An 18,280-nucleotide genomic window follows, 5' to 3' on the forward strand; every position below is an offset into this window, starting at 1 on the left:
ACCGATCAAATGGGTTCCGGGTGTGAGCCCGGCTGACAGGCCAGCAGCGCATAATGCGCGCCGGTGTGTGTACCCAGTCTCTCATGCCGGTAAGGGTGGTTGAACGCGTGGATCCCGTACGTGTGGTTCGATACTGAGGACCAGTAACCGGATGTTGACGAGAGCGAGGTGGCGCGCAGGTGGCCGAGGAAGTACACGCCGAGATCGTGGCCAGCGTGCTGGAAGTACTCGTCAAGAAGGGCGACGCGATCGCTGAAGGCGACACCATTGTCCTGCTGGAATCCATGAAGATGGAGATCCCGGTGCTCGCCGAGGTGGCGGGAACGATCGGTGACGTCAGTGTTTCGGTGGGCGACGTGATCCAGGCCGGCGACTTGATCGCCGTCATCGACGACTAGATCGCCACCAGATGTCCACTCTCGGTGACCTGCTTGCCGAGCACACCATGCTGCCGGGTGAAGCGGTCGATCACCTGCACGCCGTGGTCGCCGAATGGCAGCTGCTGGCAGACCTCTCCTTCGCCGATTACCTGATGTGGGTGCACCGCGACGACGACGCTTTTGTCTGCGTCGCCCAGTGCCGACCCAACACCGCGCCGACCATCATCGACAGCGATGCCGTAGGCACCGTCGCCAAGACTTCAGACGTGCCGTTGGTGGAAGCGGCCTTCACCTCGGGTTCCATCGAGCGTGAAAGTGACTCGGACCTGACCGAGCACGCCTCTGAGCTCAACGTAGAGGCGGTCCCGGTGCGCTGTGGGGACCGGACGGTGGCGGTGCTGACCCACCAGACCGCGTTGGCCTCCCGGCTCAAGAAGGGCGTACTGGAACGCGCGTATCTGGAGTGTGCGGGCGATCTGCTGCTGATGCTCACCGAGGGAACGTTCCCGAACGTGGCCGACCAGGCGATGTCGCGCTCCAGCCCCCGGGTGGGGGACGGGTTCATCAGACTCGACGTCTCCGGCGAGGTCCGATACGCCAGCCCCAACGCGTTATCGGCGTACCACCGCATGGGTTTGGCGAGCGATCTGCAAGGGCATGACCTCATGGAGGTCACCAAGCCGCTGATCTCGGATCCGTTCGAGGGCCAGGAGCTGGCAGCGCACATCCGTGACGTGCTGGCCGGCGGCCCGAGTATGCGTATGGAGGTTGACGCACGCGGTGCCGCGGTGCTCATCCGCACCCTGCCGCTCATTGTGCGCGGCGCATCGGTGGGGGCGCTGCTGCTGACCCGTGACGTGACGGAGGTCAAGCGCCGCGATCGGGCGCTGCTGTCCAAGGACGCGACCATCCGCGAGATCCACCACCGGGTGAAGAACAACTTGCAGACCGTGGCCGCGCTGCTGCGTCTGCAAGCCCGGCGCACCCAGAACGAGGAAGCCCGCGAAGCGCTTTTCGAATCGGTCCGACGGGTGTCGTCGATCGCGCTGGTCCACGATGCGTTGTCCATGTCGGTGGACGAGGAGGTCAACCTCGACGAGGTGATCGACCGGATCATGCCGATCATGACCGATGTGGCGACCGTCGACACCAAGGTGCGTGTCTCCCGCGAGGGCGCGCTGGGAGTGCTTGACTCCGACCGCGCGACACCGTTGATCATGGTGATCACCGAGCTGGTCCAGAACGCCATTGAGCACGCATTCGAGGAGGGCGCTCAGGGGCAGGTGATCATCAGGGCTGAGCGGTCGGCGCGCTGGCTCGATGTCGTCGTGCATGACGACGGGCGGGGATTGCCCGACGGATTCAGCGTGGAGACATCGGATCGGCTGGGTTTGCAGATCGTCAGGACGCTGGTGTCGGCGGAGATCGACGGCTCGCTGGATATGCGCAGCGACCCGGAGGGTGGAACAAACGCGGTGCTTCGGGTGCCGTTGGGCCGGCGTGCTCGCTTGATGGCCTGAAAGTCTCTGCGCGGCACGCGATCCGGCTTAGAGCAGCAAAGAACCCGGCACCAAATTGTGCCGGGTTCTGATTGCTGCGACGTTAGACGGCGCTGCGGGCGCGAGCGCGGGCGTTGCGACGCTTGAGGGCACGGCGCTCATCCTCGCTGAGGCCACCCCACACACCTGCGTCCTGGCCCGACTCCAGCGCCCAGGTAAGGCACTCGGTCGTCACCGGACAGCGGTTACAGACGAGCTTTGCGTCAGCGATCTGGGCAAGGGCCGGTCCGCTGTTCCCTACAGGGAAGAACAGTTCGGGATCCTCGTCGCGACAGACCGCCTTGTGGCGCCAATCCATAGTTGTGCACTCCTTTTTCATCGCGCGCGCGACAAGCGCACGAGATCAATGTTTTTCGGCTGTTAACGCGTGCGTACCAAATGTTTCTGCACTGTTGCTTCCGATCGTTTCACAAGCTCAGCAGAAGTCAATAGCGTGAGTTAACACGTGGTCAATCTCACTCGGGGGTGGTGTCTGCGGACTCCACAATCGTTTGTACTACACTAAACCGATCTACGCCTTGAATCTGGCGAGATTCCCCCATTTTCCCAGGTGAACTGGTGCTACTGGTGAGTAACGTCATGAGCCTTTGAAGCGCCACTACGTGAAGTAGTACATCCCTTACGGCCCGGGTGTGACGTGCACCGCGTTGCGCCTGTGAAACGGCTGTGTCTGGAACGGGCTGTCGCTCAACACTATTGCGCGTCGGGTGAGGCTCAGAAAGGCGTGTTGGAGGGTTTTGCCGGCGCGACCACGTCGAGAACGTCGGGTTCCGCGGTGAAGGTCAGGTCACTGCGCATTCCGAGGAAATCGCCGTCGACCTGCGTGGCGATCGGTGCTGACGCGCGTATCCGCACCCACGGAACGTCGTCTTCCCGCAGCAGGTGATTGGCCGCGGGGCGATCCGGGCGCGGCGCGCCCACCATGTGGCGGACCAGACGAAGATTCGCCGTCACGTTCATGCTCTTCGACGCGAACACCCCCAGGCCACTCTCGAAACCGGTACCGGGATTTGTCCAGATGGCGCGTTCGTTGGCGTACGTCCACGGATTGGAATTGCTGATAAACGCGAAATGGATGCCCGCCTGCGGCTCGTGGCCGGGCAGCTCGACGGTGAGGGTCGGCTGGCGCCGGGCGGCACGGAAGAAGCTCAGCACCGCACGGGTGACATAACGCCCCGCCGTGACCTGCTTGCCCTTGTTGCGATGAGCCTCCATCGCGGCAACCACCTCGCCATCCAGGCCCATGCCCGCGTTGAAGATGAACCAGCGCTCGCCGCAGTGTCCAAGACCGATGCGGCAACGGACCCGGCGCCGGGTGCCCCGGCTGACCGAGCAGCCCGTTCACCACCTCGCTGACCGTGCCGTCGCCGCCGTGTACGACGATGACCGCCGCCCCGTCGTCGGCCGCGCGGCGGGCCAGCTCACTGGCGTGTCCGCGGTGGTCGGTGTGCAGAACCTCTAGGTGCACGCGGCTTTCGAGTGCGTGCGCCAGCAAGTCACGCCCGGCCGCTGTTGTCGAGGTGGCATTGGGATTCACGATGAGGACCGCACGCACGGGGCATGAGCCTAGCCGGATGTTCTACGCGCAAGCTGCTCATCACAGTCGTGATGGGTCCACATAGGCTTGTCGGGTGACCACAGCCGTTCCGAACACCGTTCGCCGCGCCGGGATGATCGTCGCCGGTGAAGGCGCCGTCGGATTGGTGATCGCGATAATTCTGGTGGTGCGCGCGGCCGGCGGTGCCGACCAGCATCTGGTGAATGGGTACGGCACCGCCGCCTGGTTCGCGACATTCGGCACCGCCGTCCTTGCCGCCGGTCTCGCGCTCGTCACAGGGAAACGTTGGGGCAGAGGGATCGCGGTGATGATGCAGCTGCTGCTCCTGCCCGTCGCGTGGTACGCGGCCGTGGGGTCGCACCAGCCCGCGCTGGGTGTACCAATCGCGATCGTCGCGGTGGTCGCGCTGGTGCTGCTGTTCAGCCCCACCGCGCAGATGTGGGCCACCGGCGATGAGGTTGGCGCTGACGAATCCGACTAGCGTCAGCGGTTTGAGGCCAGCTCCGCCAATGCCGGGCCTTGCAACCGGTAGGTGATCCAATCCGATTGCGGATTGGCGCCCAGCGAGTCGTAGAACTTGATGGACGGTGTATTCCAGTCCAGCACAGCCCAATCCAGCCGGGTATAGCCGTTGGCCTCGCATTCTGCCGCCAGTGCCGACAACAATGCCTTCCCGAGGCCGGAACCGCGCTGCTCCGGTTTGACGTACAGGTCTTCAAGGTAGATGCCGTGTTGACCGGTCCAGGTGGAGAAGTTCAGGAACCATACGGCGGTGCCACAGACCACGCCGTCTGCCTCCGCGACGTGAGCGAAAAGGGCAGGAGCCGAACCGAATAGCGCCTTGTGGAGCTGTTCCTGACTGATATGGCACTCATCGCGCGCCTTCTCGTACTCCGCGAGATCCTCGATCAGGCCGACGATGGCCGGGACGTCGGCCTCGGTGGCGCGGCGAATCTGGGTGTTACTCACTCTCGGCTCCTAACCCTGCCAATACGGTCCGGAATTTGACCGTTGTCTCGGATAGTTCGTCCTGGGGGTCTGATTCGGCGACGAGTCCGCCGCCGGCGTACGCGCGGATCGCGGTGCCGTCGGCCGACAGTTCGGCGCAGCGGATCGAGACGGCCCAGCGACCGTCCCCGCTGCTGTCACACCAGCCGACCGCGCCTGCGTAGAACCCGCGATCACCCTCGAGGCGTGCGATCAGGTTGGCGGCCGCCTCGGTGGGGGTGCCGCACACGGCCGGGGTGGGATGCAGTGCTACTGCCAAATCAAGTGCAGTGGTTGAACTTTGACGCAGGCGCGCGCTGATGGAGGTGCTGAGATGCCAGAGCGCGGCGGTACGACTCAACGTCGGCTCCGGTGGGACCTGGACATCGACGCACAGCGACGCGAGATCCTCGCGCAGCTGATCTATCACCACGGAGTGTTCGTGGCGGTTTTTGTGCGAGCCCGCGAGGTCTTCACCCGTGCGCCGATCTAGAGATGGATCGCTGGATCGAGGGGCGGAACCGGCGAACGGGTGACAGATCACCATGTCCCCGCGGCGCTCCACCAACAGCTCCGGACTGCAACCCACCATGGTGTGGCCGCGGAATCGGTCACCGGCAGGGGAGAGGTCCACGCAAAAACTGTTGGCGTCGGGGTCGTTTCGGATCAGCCGATGCGTCAGTACCAAAGCGTCCACGGGCGCGTCGGCCCGCATTTCCAGCACACGTGCAAGGACGACCTTGGACAGTCCACCGGCGGTGTCGCGAAGCACCTCGACGGCCTCCGAGACGCGCCGCAGATGCTCGGAAGGCTCCGGTATTTGTTGCGTTACATGGATATTCGGCATGGTGCCGTAGAACTCTTGTGGTTGTCCGCGCACAACCGTCACCGGAACCGTGAGCGCTGCGGGCTTGGAGGTGTCAAAAGGCAGTGCGCCGACCAGCATGTGGTGCCGCCCGGTGCGCAGGGCCTCCGCGGCGGTCGCGATGTCGTCGTATGCGGTCTCACGGCCGTACGCATACAGCGCCTCGGCGGCCCGTGACATCACGAAATGTGGGTGTGCGGGGGAGTCGGTGGCCGTCATGTCAGCTTGACGGTACCGGGTGCCGATACCCGGTCAGCCCAAGTGCGGCCACCTGACGCTGGCCGTGCTCATGTCCGCCCACGGCGATCGAGGCCGTGGCCATACCGAGGCGAGTGCCCTCTTCCAGCGGCAGGTCGATCCACCGAGTCATCAGTGCACGCGAGAAATGGCCGTGACCCACCAGCAGCACATCGCGTTGGGTGAGGTCAGCGGCTATCTTGGCGATCACCCGATCAGCCCGGGCCTGTACCTGAGCCACCGATTCGCCGCCGGGGCAGCCGTGCGTCCACACCAACCAACCCGGATCGTTCTCGCGGATCTGGGGCGTGGTCAGGCCCTCGTAGTCGCCGTAGTCCCACTCGGAGAGGTCCTCGTCGGTGGCGGTGATAGTGAGACCGGCCAGCTCTGCGGTCTGGATCGCGCGTTGGCGCGGACTACTGAGAACCACCGGATCATTGAGATCGAGATTGTCCAGCACCTCACGTGCGGCGACGGCCTGGGCGCGACCGATTTCCGTGAGATCCAGGTCGGTGCGACCGGTATGCCTGCCGATCTTTGACCATTCGGTTTCGCCGTGGCGTAGCAACAACATTCGGTTTTGGGGGGCAGACACCACTTGATTGTGCCGTACCGACTTCCGTCGTGATCGCGTTCGGCATGCCAGTATGTGGGCGTGACTCGGGTGCTGGCGGTAGCCAATCAAAAGGGCGGGGTGGCCAAAACCACGACGGTCGCGTCCCTCGGCGCGGCGTTGGCCCAGACGGGGAAGAAGGTTCTGCTGGTTGACCTTGACCCTCAGGGCTGCCTGACGTTCTCGCTGGGGCAGGACCCGGACCGACTTGGGGTCTCGGTGCACGAGGTGCTGTTGGGGCAGGCAGACATCAAGGAAGCGCTGGTGACCACCGCCGAGGATCTGACGCTGCTGCCCGCGAACATCGACCTGGCCGGTGCCGAGGCGATGCTGCTGATGCGGGCTGGCCGTGAGTACGCGCTGAAGCGGGCGCTCGAATCACTGGGGGACGAGTTTGACGTCGTGATCATCGACTGCCCGCCGTCGCTGGGCGTGTTGACTCTGAACGGCCTGACGGCCGCCGACTCGGTGATGGTGCCGCTGCAATGCGAGACGCTGGCGCACCGGGGCGTCGGCCAGTTCCTGCGGACGGTGACCGATGTCCAGCAGATCACCAACCCGGGGCTGACACTGCTTGGTGCGCTGCCCACGCTGTACGACTCGCGGACCACGCACAGCCGCGACGTGCTGCTGGATGTGGCCGACCGTTACGAGCTGCCGGTGCTTGCGCCGCCAATTCCGAGGACTGTGCGGTTCGCCGAGGCAAGCGCCTCGGGCGCGTCGGTGCTCGCGGGTCGCAAGAACAAGGGTGCGCTGGCCTACCAAGAGCTGGCGCAGAGCCTGGTGAAGCACTGGAAGAGCGGCAAGGCCATGCCGACCTTCGCGCCGCCGGTGGACTGAGCGCAACCGCGCCGTCAGGTGCTGGTGATCTCTGCTATCGAAAGAAAGACCGACGGTCCAGCCGGATTGATGACCAAGCCTGCGTATCCATCTTGGATGACTACTTCCAGCACCTTTTCGGTAGTCACTGATACAACGGCATCGGACGGGACGTACGCGACTACCTCGGGGGCGCTGGTGAAGGCGACGAGTGCGAGGGAACCGTCGGGCAGCTGTGTCCTGCGCGTGGCGACCTTGCCCGGAACGGTGTGCTCATCGGCACCGAGCAGCATTGGGCCGCTTTGGCGAAGGAGATGCAGCACCGATTGGCGGTCGGCTTTGCCCAGCGCGACAAGCTCGATGGCCTCTCGGACCTGCTCGTTCCGGGGGTTTCGCAATGCGAAATCGATCTCGTTGGCAGTGAGTGCGCATGTTGGGCCGACAGGGTCGAGGTAGAGCCAGGGGGTGCGCTGATTTCGGACGAACTCAAGCACGGCTATCGCGGACTGAGCCATCGATTGTGTCCGTGTGTCAGGAGCGTGATGGCGTGCAATTTCCTCATTGCGTGTGTAGGCGAACAGCGCCCGGCCTCCGTCTGGCCCGGTTCCTCCCCGAATCTGTAGCTGGGCGCCGGAGGGCAAGGACGAGGAGCTGTCGACGGGCATGTCGGACCCTGTGATATCGAGGAGAAGCGTCCCGCGCATACATGCCCGGAGTACGTCATAGGCGCGCTGTTGCCCGGGTTGTGCCGCGAATGCAGCTACCGCCGCGCGAAGATTCGTGTTGTCGACCAATTCCACCGTGGGTCCCCCTGCTCGGTGAGGCCAATTTATCCCAGTGCGAAGACTCGCGACCCGCGCTGCTCCACCAACGTATTGCCGACGACGGCGCTGATGACGGGGCCCTTTTCGTCGGCCGGATCACGCTGCACAGCAATGGATTTCCGGAATTCTCCGGTGGTCATGTTGAATACATCGATCCCACCTTCGACCGGGATCAGCAGTTCACCGGCCATGGCCGTGCCCGGCCCCAAGGGTTTCTTGGTGGTGGGCAGCACGAATCGGTAGGCGAGATCGAAGCCGCCCAGCACCAGCACCTGATTGCCCGTCCACCAGGTGACAACGTCGCCGGCTTGCGCGGCGGTATTGGACTGGGCTACCGCACCCGGCAGGGCCGTCGCGCCGACGCGCATGCCATGGTCGTCGAACACCACCAGCTCGTTGTGGGTGCCGGGCAGGTATACGGCCGACCGCGTGTCCGCGACAGCGAGCACCTTGGCGGCGGAGCCGCGTTCAACCCCTGGTAGCGCCGCCGAGTAGAGCTCCTCGGGTTTGTCGTTGTCCTTCGGTGTCGGCTTTTGCAGCGTCAGCCGCAAGGTGGAGTCCTGAGGGCAGGTCTCCAGCACCGCGAGCACGCTGGACCCGACGGCACCCGATTTCAGCGTGCAGTCCACGCGGGGCTGGCTGTTGGGATTCAGGGGAGCGACGACTCGTCCGTACTCCAGGGTGCGCACCATGTCCGAACGCCACAGCTCGAGCCGGGTGCTGCCAAGTGCCAGCACGTAGGTGCCGTCGGTCGACAGCGACACCTTCGGATCATTTGCACTGCTGCGCAACGGACCCCGGCGGCCGGTCTGTCCGTCGATCATGGTGACCTGGCCGCATCCGCGTGCATCGCGATAGACCGCCACCGCGTCATCGATGAAGCCGATGACGCCGCACAGATCGAGATTGCGGCGCGCGTAGGACCACAGCTGTGCGCCGGTGACCGGATCATGGCCCACCACGTCGTGCTCATCGGCGCTAACAACCGCACCGCTCGCGATGACCGGCCCCTTTGTGGCTCCACTCGCGGTGGACCACAGCTCGCGCACCGAGTCAGGAACCCGGGTAGCACTGATCGGGCGTTTGATGTCCCCGGCGGCGGGGTGGCTGACGGTGGCACGTGCATCGCTGGTCCACCAGATCGTGGCACCGGTCACGGCGACCACGACGGCGATCACCGCCGCAGCAATGATGTCGGCCCGGGTGCGCCGCTCCGGTGCGATCACGCCGTGGCGGTGGTCGCGGCCGGACGGCGGCGGCGCCGACGACGGCGCGCGGGAGCGGGCTGGTCACCTTCCGCGGTGGCCACCGCCGCAGGTGCTTCGGCGACAGAATCGTCGGCGGCCTCGCCTGCGCGAGTACGTCGACGCGTGCGAGTGCGCTTGGGTTTGTCACTTTCGGTGCGCTCGGCTCGCGGTTCGCGGCGCTTGGGTCCGCCGGTGAACTTGGGGCCGGTCGATCCGGTGACGCCGGCGGGGATGTTCAGCTCGGTGAACAAATGCGGTGAGGTGGAATAGGTTTCGTCAGGGTCGGGCACACCGAGGCCGAGTGCCTTGTCGATCAGCTGCCAACGCGCGACATCGTCCCAGTCCACAAGGGTGACCGCGATGCCGGTCCGCCCGGCGCGGCCGGTGCGTCCGATCCGGTGCACGTACGTCTTGTCGTCCTCGGGGCACTGGTAGTTGATGACGTGGGTGACATCGTCGATGTCGATGCCGCGGGCAGCCACGTCGGTCGCGACCAGCACGGTGATCTCACCGGAACGGAAGGCAGACAATGCCTTTTCACGCGCGATCTGACCGAGGTCGCCGTGCACGGCGCCCACGATGAAACCGCGCTCGGCCAGCTCGTCGGACACCTTCTGTGCGGTCCGCTTGGTGCGGGTGAAGATCATGGTGGCGCCGCGGCCCTCGGCTTGCAGGATGCGGCTGACCAGCTCGATCTTGTCCAGCGCATGCGCCCGATAGACGAACTGCTCGGTCGAGTCGTGTACCGACGAAGAATGGGGAGCCTCGGCCCGGATGTGGGTCGGGCGATTCATGAAGGTGCGGGCCAGGGTGATGATCGCATCGGGCATCGTCGCCGAGAACAGCATCGACTGCCGTCCCGATTCAGCGGACGGTGCCAGCGCCAGAATGCGCTCGATGTCGGGCAGGAAGCCCAGGTCCAGCATCTCGTCGGCCTCGTCGAGCACCAGCATGGCCAGTCCGCCCAGCTGCAGGTGGCCCTGCTGCGCGAGGTCCAGGAGCCGGCCCGGTGTTCCGACTACGACGTCGGCACCGGCACGGAGCGACTCGATCTGCGCCTCGTACGGCCGTCCGCCATAGATGGAGACAACGCTGAAGTCGCGGTCACCGGCCGTCAGATACTTCGACGCCCTGGTGAGGTCTTCGTAAACCTGGATACACAGCTCGCGGGTCGGGACCACGACCAGCGCGCGGGGCGTGCCGTTGAGCGGTCGATCCTCGACACCGGTGGCGATGCGGTGCAGCAGCGGGACACCGAATGCGTAGGTCTTGCCCATGCCGGTGCGGGCCTGGCCGATGAGGTCAGAGCCGGCGAGGGCGAGCGGAAGGGTGAGTTCCTGGATGGCGAACGGATGCTCGATTCCGGCTTCGCTGAGGGCCCGGACAATCTCGTCGCGGACGCCGAGCTGGGCAAAAGTGTGTTCGATATGACTCATGGGTGGGTGTACGTACCTTTCGTGTTTTCGCTCAGCGCGCACGATCGGTAGGTCGGATTTCGACGGGGCCGGGCTCGCGTCTAGCGGCGAGGGCAGCACGTGCACGCACATTTCCTGTGGGAGAACTCTCTGGGTGCTGCACAGTCAGGGCGTTCGTCCCGCACTCATGATAGCGGGTGAGCTGCGATTTTCCGATTCGCCGTGGTTTGCCCCGCGGTTCGGTGTTCTGCTGCGGGTGCCCGACTAGAGTTCCAGACATGACTGCGGACCTCGATCCTCCCGGTGTCAATCAGCTGTTCGCGGTGATCGCGTACGGCGAGATCGCGGCGTTCTACCGGTTGACCGACGAGTCCAAGATGGCGCCCGACCTGGCCAGCAAGATCGCCATCGCCAGCATGGCGGCCTCGCAGATGCGCCACTACGAGGTGCTGCGAGATGCGATGGAGGCTAACGGAGTTGACGTCCTGATGGCCATGGAGCCATACGTCAAGACGCTGGAGAACTACCACTCGCTGACTCTGCCGCGTACGTGGTTGGAGGCCATGGTGAAGGCCTACATCGGCGACTCGCTGGCGGCCGATTTTTATGGCGAGGTGGTCGCCTCGCTGCCAGGTGAATCGGCGGCTGTTCTCAAGTCGGTGCTGGGCACCACGGGACACTCAGAGTTCGTCATCGCCCAGGTGCGTGAGGCCGTCAAGGACAACCCGCAGCAGCGCAACCGGCTCACCTTGTGGGGTCGACGGCTGCTCGGTGAGGCCGTCACGCAGGCACAGCATGTGCTTGCCGGGCACGACGAGCTCGCCGAGCTGGTGATGTCCGGAGGCGCCGGTCTGGGGAACCTGAACGAGTTCTTCGAGCGGCTGCAGGGCGCGCATGCCGAGCGGATGGCGGTTCTCGGCCTGGGCGGTTAGCCCGGCTGTCAGAGCTCTACTTGGTGCAGCGGGCGATGATGCTGTTGTTGCTCTGCACCGCCAGCATCTGGTTCTGGCTGTTGGTGATCGAGCAGTTGATCTGACTGGCGAAGCTCGTCGCAGTGATCGACCCGCCGACGATTCCGGGGCTCGGTGTCACGATCATCGTCCAGGGCAACGAGGCGCCGAGCACGGTCCGAGTCGCGCCGTTGCCGTCGGTGTAGGTGATTGTCAGCAGGTCGCCCGGGGTCTGGTTACCGGTCACGTAGTACGCGAACGCTGCGGGTGTGATCGGCCGCTGGCCTTCCGGCGGGAGCATCGGGTTGGAGGGTGGCGGCTCGGGTGCGGGCGCCTCCGTGGATGGCGCTGTGCTCGGCGTCTCCTGCACGGGGGTGGTGGTCACGGTTGTCGTCGACGGTTGCGCCGAGGTCGCCGTTGGTGACGGCGCCGGGGGAGTGGTGGTCACCGGCGTCAGCGAGGGCACGGGTGTGGTGATGGCAGAGGCAGGCGGCTTGTCATCGCCACCGCTGAGCACGACCGCTGTCGCGATGACGGCAATCGCCAGCACCGCCCCGGCAATGGACGCGACCCATTTCCAGTTCTCGTTGGAACCCGGCGGCCTGTACTCGAAGTCCTCGTCGAGACCTGAGTACCCGCTGTACTGCGGGGTCGTCTCGGATTCATACGGGTCGTCGTAGGGCTCGTAACCGCTTGAGGACCGAGAATCTCCGCGATAACCGACCATGATCAGCGCCTCTTCTCAATGTGAAACCTGATACTGATGTTACTGCTGTGACTAACGGACTGGCACGATCATGCGAGGTGTGTCGGCAGTACTGGCGTCGGCTAACCTCTGCAGTACACGCTTAATGACCTGGAAGGTGCCTTCGTGGAGATCAAGATCGGTGTCACAGATAGCCCGCGCGAGCTGGTCATTTCTAGCGATCAGACGCCGGCCGACGTCGAAAAGATCGTGTCCGCGGCACTATCCCGGGAGTCGGATGTGCTCAACCTCACCGACCAGAAGGGGCGCAAGTACCTGATCGCCGCGGCCCGAATCGCCTACGTGGAGATCGGTGTTGCCGATACGCGCCGGGTGGGCTTCAGCGGCTAGTCGAGCGGCTGAAGCGGAACGTGTGAGAGCCCGCCCCAGGCGAATCCCACGGTGGCGTTGACCGCGTCGTCCTTGGAGATGGGCTTCTCATTGTCCAGCCAGTAGCGCGCGCTGACCTGGCTGATTCCGACCAGGCCGACGGCCACCATGCGCGCATGGTGGGGGTCCAGTCCGGAATCGTGGCTGACCAGGTCGAATACCGCATCGGTGCAGGCGCTGATGGCTCCCTCGACGCGTTCGGAGACCTGCGGGACACCCACCAAGTCGTTTTCGAAGATCAACCGGTAGCCCTGGCTGTCGTGCTCGACGAAATCGAAGAACGCCATGACCGCGGCGCGTAGCCGCTGCCGGTTGTCGGTGGTGGTGCGCAACGCCTGCCGCACGCTGGACACCAGGTTGTCGGCATGCTTGTGCAGTACCTCCAGGTACAGCTCCAGCTTGCTCGGAAAGTGTTGGTAGAGAACGGGTTTACTTACGCCTGCACGTTCGGCGATTTCGTCCATGCCCGCGGCGTGGTAGCCGCGATCGACGAATATCTCACTGGCAGAACCGACCAGCTGACCGCGACGCTCATCGCGAGGCAGTCGTCCGCCACGACGTGTATTTCCCTGAGTCGAATCCTGCGTCGCCACCGCCGAGTTCACCCTGCCTCGACGCCCGGCCAGATTCGCAAGATCACGCATGTCCTTATCCTCTGCGCGCACACGACTTAATGGTCGCCTACGCCATCTCACTCAGGCGGCTAATCAATCCGCTTGAACCCGAAATACAGACAGTACTCCTGGCATCTGGCGGCGTGCCCGAGGCGGGATGGCCTGTCGCTATGCCATCCTTGCCCGGTGACCTACGACCGGCACCAATGGGCGCATAATCGTAGGTCCATGCCAGAAACCATGAGTCGACTCCCCGTGCAGGAGTCCTCCGAACGCTACGAGCCGCTGCGTGCCCAGCGCGATCCGCTCGCCGAAGGAAGCGGACGCATCCGATCCGACCGGAGTGATCGCGACCGCTGGCGCAAGCAGACCTGGCTCGGCCGTTTCATCTCCACCTACGGGTGGCGTGCGTATGCCATTCCGCTGCTGGTCGCGTTGACCGTCTTCGTCGGGTACCAGACGGTGACGCAGCGCGAACCCGCACACGCGGGTACCGGTCCCAATGAGCCCGTTGCTGACCCTCCGTCCATTGGTGCGCTGGGTGACGCGATCATCGGTGCCCCGCCCAAGGGCCTCACTCAGTTCGACGCGACCCTGCCGACCGGGGTGCTGCCCGAGGGTGAGTCGTTCACCGAGGCGGGCGCCAAGTCTTGGCACGTCGTGCCGGGTACGACACCCCAGATCGGGACGGGTGCCGCGAAGGTGTTCGCGTACACCATCGAGGTTGAGGACGGCATCGACACCATGGGTTTTGGCGGTGACGACCTTTTCGCACGCATGGTGACCGAGACGCTGGCCAGCCAGAAGAGCTGGACGCACAACCCTCAGTTCGGATTTGTCCGGATCGACTCCGGCACACCTGATTTTCGGATCTCGCTGACCTCGCCGGCCACCGTGCGCGAGGGCTGTGGTTATGAGATTCAGCTCGAAGCCTCTTGCTACAACCCGCGGTATGGCGAGAACGGCGACCGGCGCGTGTTCATCAATGAAGCACGGTGGGTGCGCGGCGCCGTCCCGTTCCAGGGCGACATCACGTCGTACCGCCAGTACGTCATCAACCACGAAGTCGGACATGCCATCGGTTACCGGGTACACGAACCGTGTGAGCAGGACCAACAGCTGGCCCCGGTGATGATGCAGCAGACGTTCAGCACCAACAACAACGATGCGGCGAAGTTCGACGCGGATTCGATCAAGCCCGACGGAAAGACCTGCCGCACCAATCCCTGGCCGTATCCGATTCCCTAGCGGCGGTCCCGGGCTCGGGAAGGGTTGGCATCCCGATACTGTTGATGCAGCTGTAGCCCTCTCAGACAGCCCTGAGGAACCCGAGTCACAGGAGTCACGGTGCCCACATTGCCGCCGTTGGTAAGCCCCGCCGCAGGTCTGACCCGCGAGGAAGTCGCCCGGTACAGCCGCCATTTGATCATCCCCGACCTGGGTGTGGACGGACAAAAACGTCTCAAGAACGCCAAGGTGCTTGTCATCGGCGCCGGCGGTCTCGGATCTCCGACCCTCCTGTACTTGGCCGCCGCGGGTGTCGGCACCATCGGCATCGTTGAGTTCGACGTGGTCGACGAGTCCAACCTGCAGCGCCAGATCATTCATGGCCAGTCCGATATCGGCAGGTCCAAAGCGCAGAGCGCGCGTGACTCGGTGCTGGAGATCAACCCGCTGGTCGAGGTGCGGCTGCACGAGCTGCGTTTGGAGCCGGACAACGCCGTCAACCTGTTCAAACAGTACGACCTGATCCTGGACGGCACCGACAACTTCGCGACGCGCTACCTGGTCAACGACGCCGCTGTGCTCGCACACAAGCCGTACGTATGGGGTTCCATCTACCGCTTCGAGGGTCAGGTGTCGGTCTTCTGGGAAGACGCGCCCGACGGTCTCGGCCTGAATTACCGCGATCTGTACCCCGAGCCGCCGCCCCCGGGGATGGTGCCGTCCTGCGCGGAGGGTGGCGTATTGGGCATCCTGTGCGCCTCCATCGCCTCGGTGATGGGTACCGAGGCCATCAAGCTGATCACCGGAATCGGTGACACGCTGCTGGGCCGGCTCATGGTCTATGACGCGCTGGACATGACGTACCGCACCATCAAGATTCGCAAGGATCCGGCGACGCCGAAGATCACTGAACTTATCGACTACGACGCGTTCTGCGGTGTGATCAGCGATGAGGCCTCCGCCGCGGTCGCCGATTCCACCATTACCCCGCGTGAGCTGCGCGAATTGCTTGACGCCGATAAGAAGGTGGCGCTGATCGACGTGCGCGAACCCGTCGAATGGGACATCGTCCACATCGACGGTGCCGAGCTGGTGCCCAAGTCGACCCTGGAGTCCGGAGATGGCCTCGCCAAGCTGCCACAGGACCGTCAGGCGGTGCTGTACTGCAAGACGGGGATTCGGTCGGCAGAGGCGCTTGTGGCCGTGAAGAAGGCGGGTTTCTCCGACGCGGTGCACCTCCAGGGAGGCATCGCCGCCTGGGCCAAGCAGATGGACCCCGACATGGTCATGTACTGATCGGTGGGGACCAGCAACAGCCCCATATCGCGGGACGCCCCATCTGTGACCGCCGACACGAACTCCGAGCGAACACAATCCAGTTCATTGCAGGCGGTAACGTATCCCGCGTGACTGTGGACCGCCCGCCCGAGCACGTGCTCGCGACTTACGGGCTCAGCGGCGTCAAGCCAGTCCAGCTCGGCCCGACATGGGAGGGTGGCTGGCGCTGCGGTGAAGTGGTGTTGTCACTGGTAGCGGACCATGCGCGCGCTGCGTGGTCCGCCAAGGTGCGCGACACACTGTTCATCGACGGTGTGCGCCTGGCCCGGCCAGTTCGGTCTACGGATGGACGGTATGTCGTATCGGGTTGGCGCGCGGACACATTCGTAGCCGGTGCGCCCGAACCCCGGCACGACGAGGTGGTGTCGCTGTCGGTGCGCCTCCATGAGGCCACCTCCAAGCTGGAACGCCCCCGGTTTCTTACCCAGCCCCCGGTGGCGCCATGGGCCGATGTCGACGTGTTCATCGCGGCCGACCGCGCGGCCTGGGAAGACCGGCCGCTGCAGTCCTGGCCCTCCGCGGCCCGGGTATCGCCCGGCTCGCCGGACGGCCAGCGGTCCATCGACCTGATCAATCAGCTGGCGAGCCTGCGCCGGCCCACTAAGAGCCCACCGCAGCTGGTGCATGGCGACCTGTACGGCACTGTGCTTTTCGCGGGCGCGGCCGCGCCCGGCATCACCGACATCACGCCGTACTGGCGCCCGGCCTCATGGGCGGCCGGCGTCGCGGTGGTGGATGCGCTGTCGTGGGGTGACGCGGATGACGGTCTCATAGAACGCTGGGCGACCTTGCCGGAGTGGCCGCAGATGTTGTTGCGGGCCTTGATTTTCCGACTGGCCGTGCATGCGTTGCATCCCCGTTCGTCGGCGGAGTCCTTTCCGGGGCTGGCACGCAGTGCGGCCCTGGTGCGGCTCACGCTGTAACGCACATCACTTTCGGGTCTTAGTGTGACGTAGGCCGACAGTCATCTCACCGGCACATGACAGACTCGTGTGAGCGAGATGTGATGGCTCGGTCATCGCCAGCAGCGCCGCCGCAACAAGATTTTTCTACCGTGCTGTCATGGCGAACAACACGGCAACAGCCCCAATTGCACGGCGCGGACGCTGGATTGAGAACTGGGATCCCGAGGACGTCGTCGCCTGGGACAACGGTGGTGCGAAAGTCGCACGGCGCAACCTGATCTGGTCGGTGGTAGCGGAACACGTCGGCTTCTCGGTGTGGTCCATCTGGTCGGTCATGGTTCTGTTCATGCCGCAGAACGTGTATCACATCGACGCCGCCGGGAAATTCTTCCTGGTAGCCATGCCGACCCTGGTCGGCGCGGTGCTGCGGTTGCCCTACACCTTCGCCACCGCCTGGTTCGGCGGGCGTAACTGGACCATATTCAGTGCCTTGGTGCTGGCGGTGCCGACCGCCCTCACGTTGTACTTCATGGCGCATCCGGAGACCTCGTACACCACCTTCATGATCGTGGCGGCGGTCGCGGGCTTCGGTGGCGGAAACTTCGCCTCCTCGATGACCAACATCAATGCCTTTTACCCGCAACGGTTCAAGGGCTGGGCACTGGGGCTCAACGCCGGTGGCGGAAACATCGGAGTGCCGGTGATCCAGGTGCTCGGCCTGCTGGTCATCGCCACCGCGGGGAACCGCTCACCACACTGGGTAGCGGGTATCTACCTCGTGCTGATCGCCTTCGCCGCTGTGGGTGCGGCGCTGTTCATGGACAACCTGGCGAACCAGAAGACCGACGGCCGCTCACTCATCAACGTGATGAAGTACCGCGACTCGTGGATCATCGCCTTCCTGTACATCGGCACCTTCGGTTCCTTCATCGGGTTCAGCTTCGCGTTCGGCCAGGTGCTGCAGCTGAACTTCCTTGCCGGGCTCGCGCACAGCGGCTTGACCCCAGCGCAGGCCGCGGCGCAGGCATCGCTGCATGCCGCCCAGATCGCGTTCATCGGGCCGCTGCTCGGCTCGCTCGCCCGACCGTTCGGCGGCTGGCTGTCAGACCGTACGGGCGGCGGCAAGATCTCGCTGTACGCCTTTGTCGCGATGATCTTCGGCGCGGGCATCCTGGTGGCCGCGGGAACCATCGACGACCGCACGGCCGGCGCACCTTCCGGTGCGATCATGGCCTCCTACGTCACCGGCTTCATCGTCCTTTTCGTGGTCTCAGGAATCGGTAATGGCTCGGTCTACAAGATGATTCCGTCGATCTTCGCCGCCAAGGCGCATAGCGCCGGGCTCGACGAAACCTGGTCGCGAACCATGTCGGGTGCATTGATCGGTGTGGCCGGTGCCATCGGCGCGCTCGGCGGCGTTGCCATCAACCTGGTGCTCCGTGCCTCGTACCTCAGCGCGGCCAAGTCGGCCACCATGGCGTTCTGGGTGTTCCTCGCCTTCTACGTCGTCTGTGCCGTGGTCACCTGGTACGCCTACGTGCGGCGCCCGGTGGGGGTCCCGGTTCCGGCGATGTCCATGTCTAAAGACGAAGTGGCGGTGTGAAACT

20 protein-coding genes and 1 pseudogene are annotated in these 18,280 nt (G+C 64.7%); 10 read left to right on the plus strand and 11 right to left on the minus strand.

Features of this window, described 5'->3' with window-relative positions:
- Positions 1-5: 5 nt before the first annotated feature.
- Complete coding sequence (locus B4394_RS25915) at positions 6-197, minus strand: hypothetical protein (protein ID WP_078314884.1); 192 nt, start codon at positions 195-197, stop codon at positions 6-8.
- On the opposite strand from B4394_RS25915, the gene B4394_RS09770 reads away from it, so the two are divergent.
- Both B4394_RS09770 and B4394_RS09775 read left to right on the plus strand, forming a co-directional pair.
- The gene (locus B4394_RS09770; RefSeq protein ID WP_005056341.1) at positions 180-398 is read left to right on the plus strand and encodes a biotin/lipoyl-binding carrier protein; all 219 of its coding nucleotides are present in this window, start codon (positions 180-182) and stop codon (positions 396-398) included. The genes B4394_RS25915 and B4394_RS09770 overlap by 18 nt on opposite strands.
- A gap of 11 nt (positions 399-409) precedes the next feature.
- Positions 410-1,900, plus strand: a complete 1,491-nt coding sequence (locus B4394_RS09775; RefSeq protein WP_078292305.1) for a sensor histidine kinase — start codon at positions 410-412, stop codon at positions 1,898-1,900.
- An 82-nt stretch (positions 1,901-1,982) separates the two neighbouring features.
- On the opposite strand, the gene B4394_RS09780 is transcribed toward B4394_RS09775, so the two are convergent.
- Together B4394_RS09780 and B4394_RS09785 are read right to left on the minus strand one after the other, a co-directional pair.
- On the minus strand, positions 1,983-2,237 hold the full coding sequence (locus tag B4394_RS09780) for a WhiB family transcriptional regulator (RefSeq protein ID WP_005056343.1): 255 nt from the start codon (positions 2,235-2,237) through the stop codon (positions 1,983-1,985).
- Between the two features lie 416 nt (positions 2,238-2,653).
- Positions 2,654-3,494: pseudogene (locus tag B4394_RS09785) on the minus strand (diacylglycerol/lipid kinase family protein).
- Between the two features lie 76 nt (positions 3,495-3,570).
- Between B4394_RS09785 and B4394_RS09790 the strand changes: the two are divergent.
- The gene (locus B4394_RS09790) at positions 3,571-3,978 is read left to right on the plus strand and encodes a hypothetical protein (RefSeq protein WP_078314885.1); all 408 of its coding nucleotides are present in this window, start codon (positions 3,571-3,573) and stop codon (positions 3,976-3,978) included.
- Positions 3,979-3,980: 2 nt separating this feature from the next.
- Here the strand turns inward: B4394_RS09790 and B4394_RS09795 are convergent, their stop codons facing one another.
- From B4394_RS09795 to B4394_RS09805, 3 genes are read right to left on the minus strand one after another with little or no spacing between them, the layout of a single operon-like run.
- A complete protein-coding gene (locus B4394_RS09795; RefSeq protein ID WP_078314886.1) occupies positions 3,981-4,466 on the minus strand; it encodes a GNAT family N-acetyltransferase in 486 nt (161 codons plus the stop codon).
- The gene (locus B4394_RS09800; protein WP_078314887.1) at positions 4,459-5,568 is read right to left on the minus strand and encodes an isochorismate synthase; all 1,110 of its coding nucleotides are present in this window, start codon (positions 5,566-5,568) and stop codon (positions 4,459-4,461) included. Before B4394_RS09800 ends, B4394_RS09795 begins: the two co-directional genes overlap by 8 nt.
- A 1-nt stretch (position 5,569) precedes the next feature.
- Complete coding sequence (locus B4394_RS09805; RefSeq protein ID WP_078314917.1) at positions 5,570-6,181, minus strand: acid phosphatase; 612 nt, start codon at positions 6,179-6,181, stop codon at positions 5,570-5,572.
- 60 nt (positions 6,182-6,241) lie between these two features.
- On the opposite strand from B4394_RS09805, the gene B4394_RS09810 reads away from it, so the two are divergent.
- Complete coding sequence (locus B4394_RS09810) at positions 6,242-7,039, plus strand: AAA family ATPase (protein WP_078308739.1); 798 nt, start codon at positions 6,242-6,244, stop codon at positions 7,037-7,039.
- Between the two features lie 14 nt (positions 7,040-7,053).
- Here the strand turns inward: B4394_RS09810 and B4394_RS09815 are convergent, their stop codons facing one another.
- Genes B4394_RS09815 through B4394_RS09825 form a run of 3 tightly spaced genes read right to left on the minus strand, consistent with a single transcriptional unit; the run spans position 7,054 to position 10,525 of the window.
- Positions 7,054-7,818, minus strand: coding sequence for an SseB family protein (locus B4394_RS09815; RefSeq protein ID WP_078308740.1), 765 nt, complete (start codon positions 7,816-7,818; stop codon positions 7,054-7,056).
- Between the two features lie 29 nt (positions 7,819-7,847).
- Positions 7,848-9,068 (minus strand): Rv3212 family protein, encoded by a 1,221-nt coding sequence (locus B4394_RS09820; RefSeq protein ID WP_078314888.1) that lies wholly within the window; start codon positions 9,066-9,068, stop codon positions 7,848-7,850.
- Entirely contained in the window at positions 9,065-10,525 is a 1,461-nt protein-coding gene (locus B4394_RS09825; protein ID WP_078314889.1) for a DEAD/DEAH box helicase, read from the minus strand. The genes B4394_RS09820 and B4394_RS09825 overlap by 4 nt, the downstream gene beginning before the upstream one ends.
- 257 nt (positions 10,526-10,782) lie before the next feature.
- Between B4394_RS09825 and B4394_RS09830 the strand changes: the two genes are divergently transcribed.
- Positions 10,783-11,436, plus strand: coding sequence for a ferritin-like fold-containing protein (locus tag B4394_RS09830; protein ID WP_078314890.1), 654 nt, complete (start codon positions 10,783-10,785; stop codon positions 11,434-11,436).
- Positions 11,437-11,452: 16 nt separating this feature from the next.
- Here B4394_RS09830 and B4394_RS09835 read toward each other — a convergent pair whose 3' ends face one another.
- Positions 11,453-12,181 (minus strand): MmpS family transport accessory protein, encoded by a 729-nt coding sequence (locus B4394_RS09835; protein WP_078308743.1) that lies wholly within the window; start codon positions 12,179-12,181, stop codon positions 11,453-11,455.
- Positions 12,182-12,325: 144 nt separating this feature from the next.
- Here B4394_RS09835 and B4394_RS09840 point away from each other — a divergent pair, with 144 nt between their 5' ends.
- Positions 12,326-12,550, plus strand: a complete 225-nt coding sequence (locus B4394_RS09840; RefSeq protein WP_078314891.1) for a DUF3107 domain-containing protein — start codon at positions 12,326-12,328, stop codon at positions 12,548-12,550.
- On the opposite strand, the gene fasR is transcribed toward B4394_RS09840, so the two are convergent.
- A complete protein-coding gene (gene fasR / locus B4394_RS09845; protein WP_078292378.1) occupies positions 12,547-13,233 on the minus strand; it encodes an HTH-type transcriptional activator FasR in 687 nt (228 codons plus the stop codon). The two genes, B4394_RS09840 and fasR, sit on opposite strands and share 4 nt — an antisense overlap.
- Before the next feature lie 198 nt (positions 13,234-13,431).
- Here fasR and B4394_RS09850 point away from each other — a divergent pair, with 198 nt between their 5' ends.
- The 4 genes from B4394_RS09850 (at position 13,432) to B4394_RS09865 (ending at position 18,276) form a co-directional block, all read left to right on the plus strand.
- A complete protein-coding gene (locus B4394_RS09850) occupies positions 13,432-14,451 on the plus strand; it encodes a DUF3152 domain-containing protein (RefSeq protein WP_078308744.1) in 1,020 nt (339 codons plus the stop codon).
- Between the two features lie 99 nt (positions 14,452-14,550).
- Positions 14,551-15,726 (plus strand): adenylyltransferase/sulfurtransferase MoeZ, encoded by a 1,176-nt coding sequence (moeZ, locus tag B4394_RS09855; protein WP_139360082.1) that lies wholly within the window; start codon positions 14,551-14,553, stop codon positions 15,724-15,726.
- Between the two features lie 110 nt (positions 15,727-15,836).
- A complete protein-coding gene (locus B4394_RS09860; RefSeq protein ID WP_078308745.1) occupies positions 15,837-16,691 on the plus strand; it encodes a TIGR02569 family protein in 855 nt (284 codons plus the stop codon).
- Positions 16,692-16,830: 139 nt separating this feature from the next.
- Positions 16,831-18,276, plus strand: a complete 1,446-nt coding sequence (locus B4394_RS09865; protein WP_078308746.1) for a nitrate/nitrite transporter — start codon at positions 16,831-16,833, stop codon at positions 18,274-18,276.
- The last annotated feature ends 4 nt before the right edge of the window (positions 18,277-18,280 follow it).

The organism is Mycobacterium sp. D16Q16, from assembly GCF_002013745.1.
Lineage (GTDB): Bacteria > Actinomycetota > Actinomycetes > Mycobacteriales > Mycobacteriaceae > Mycobacterium.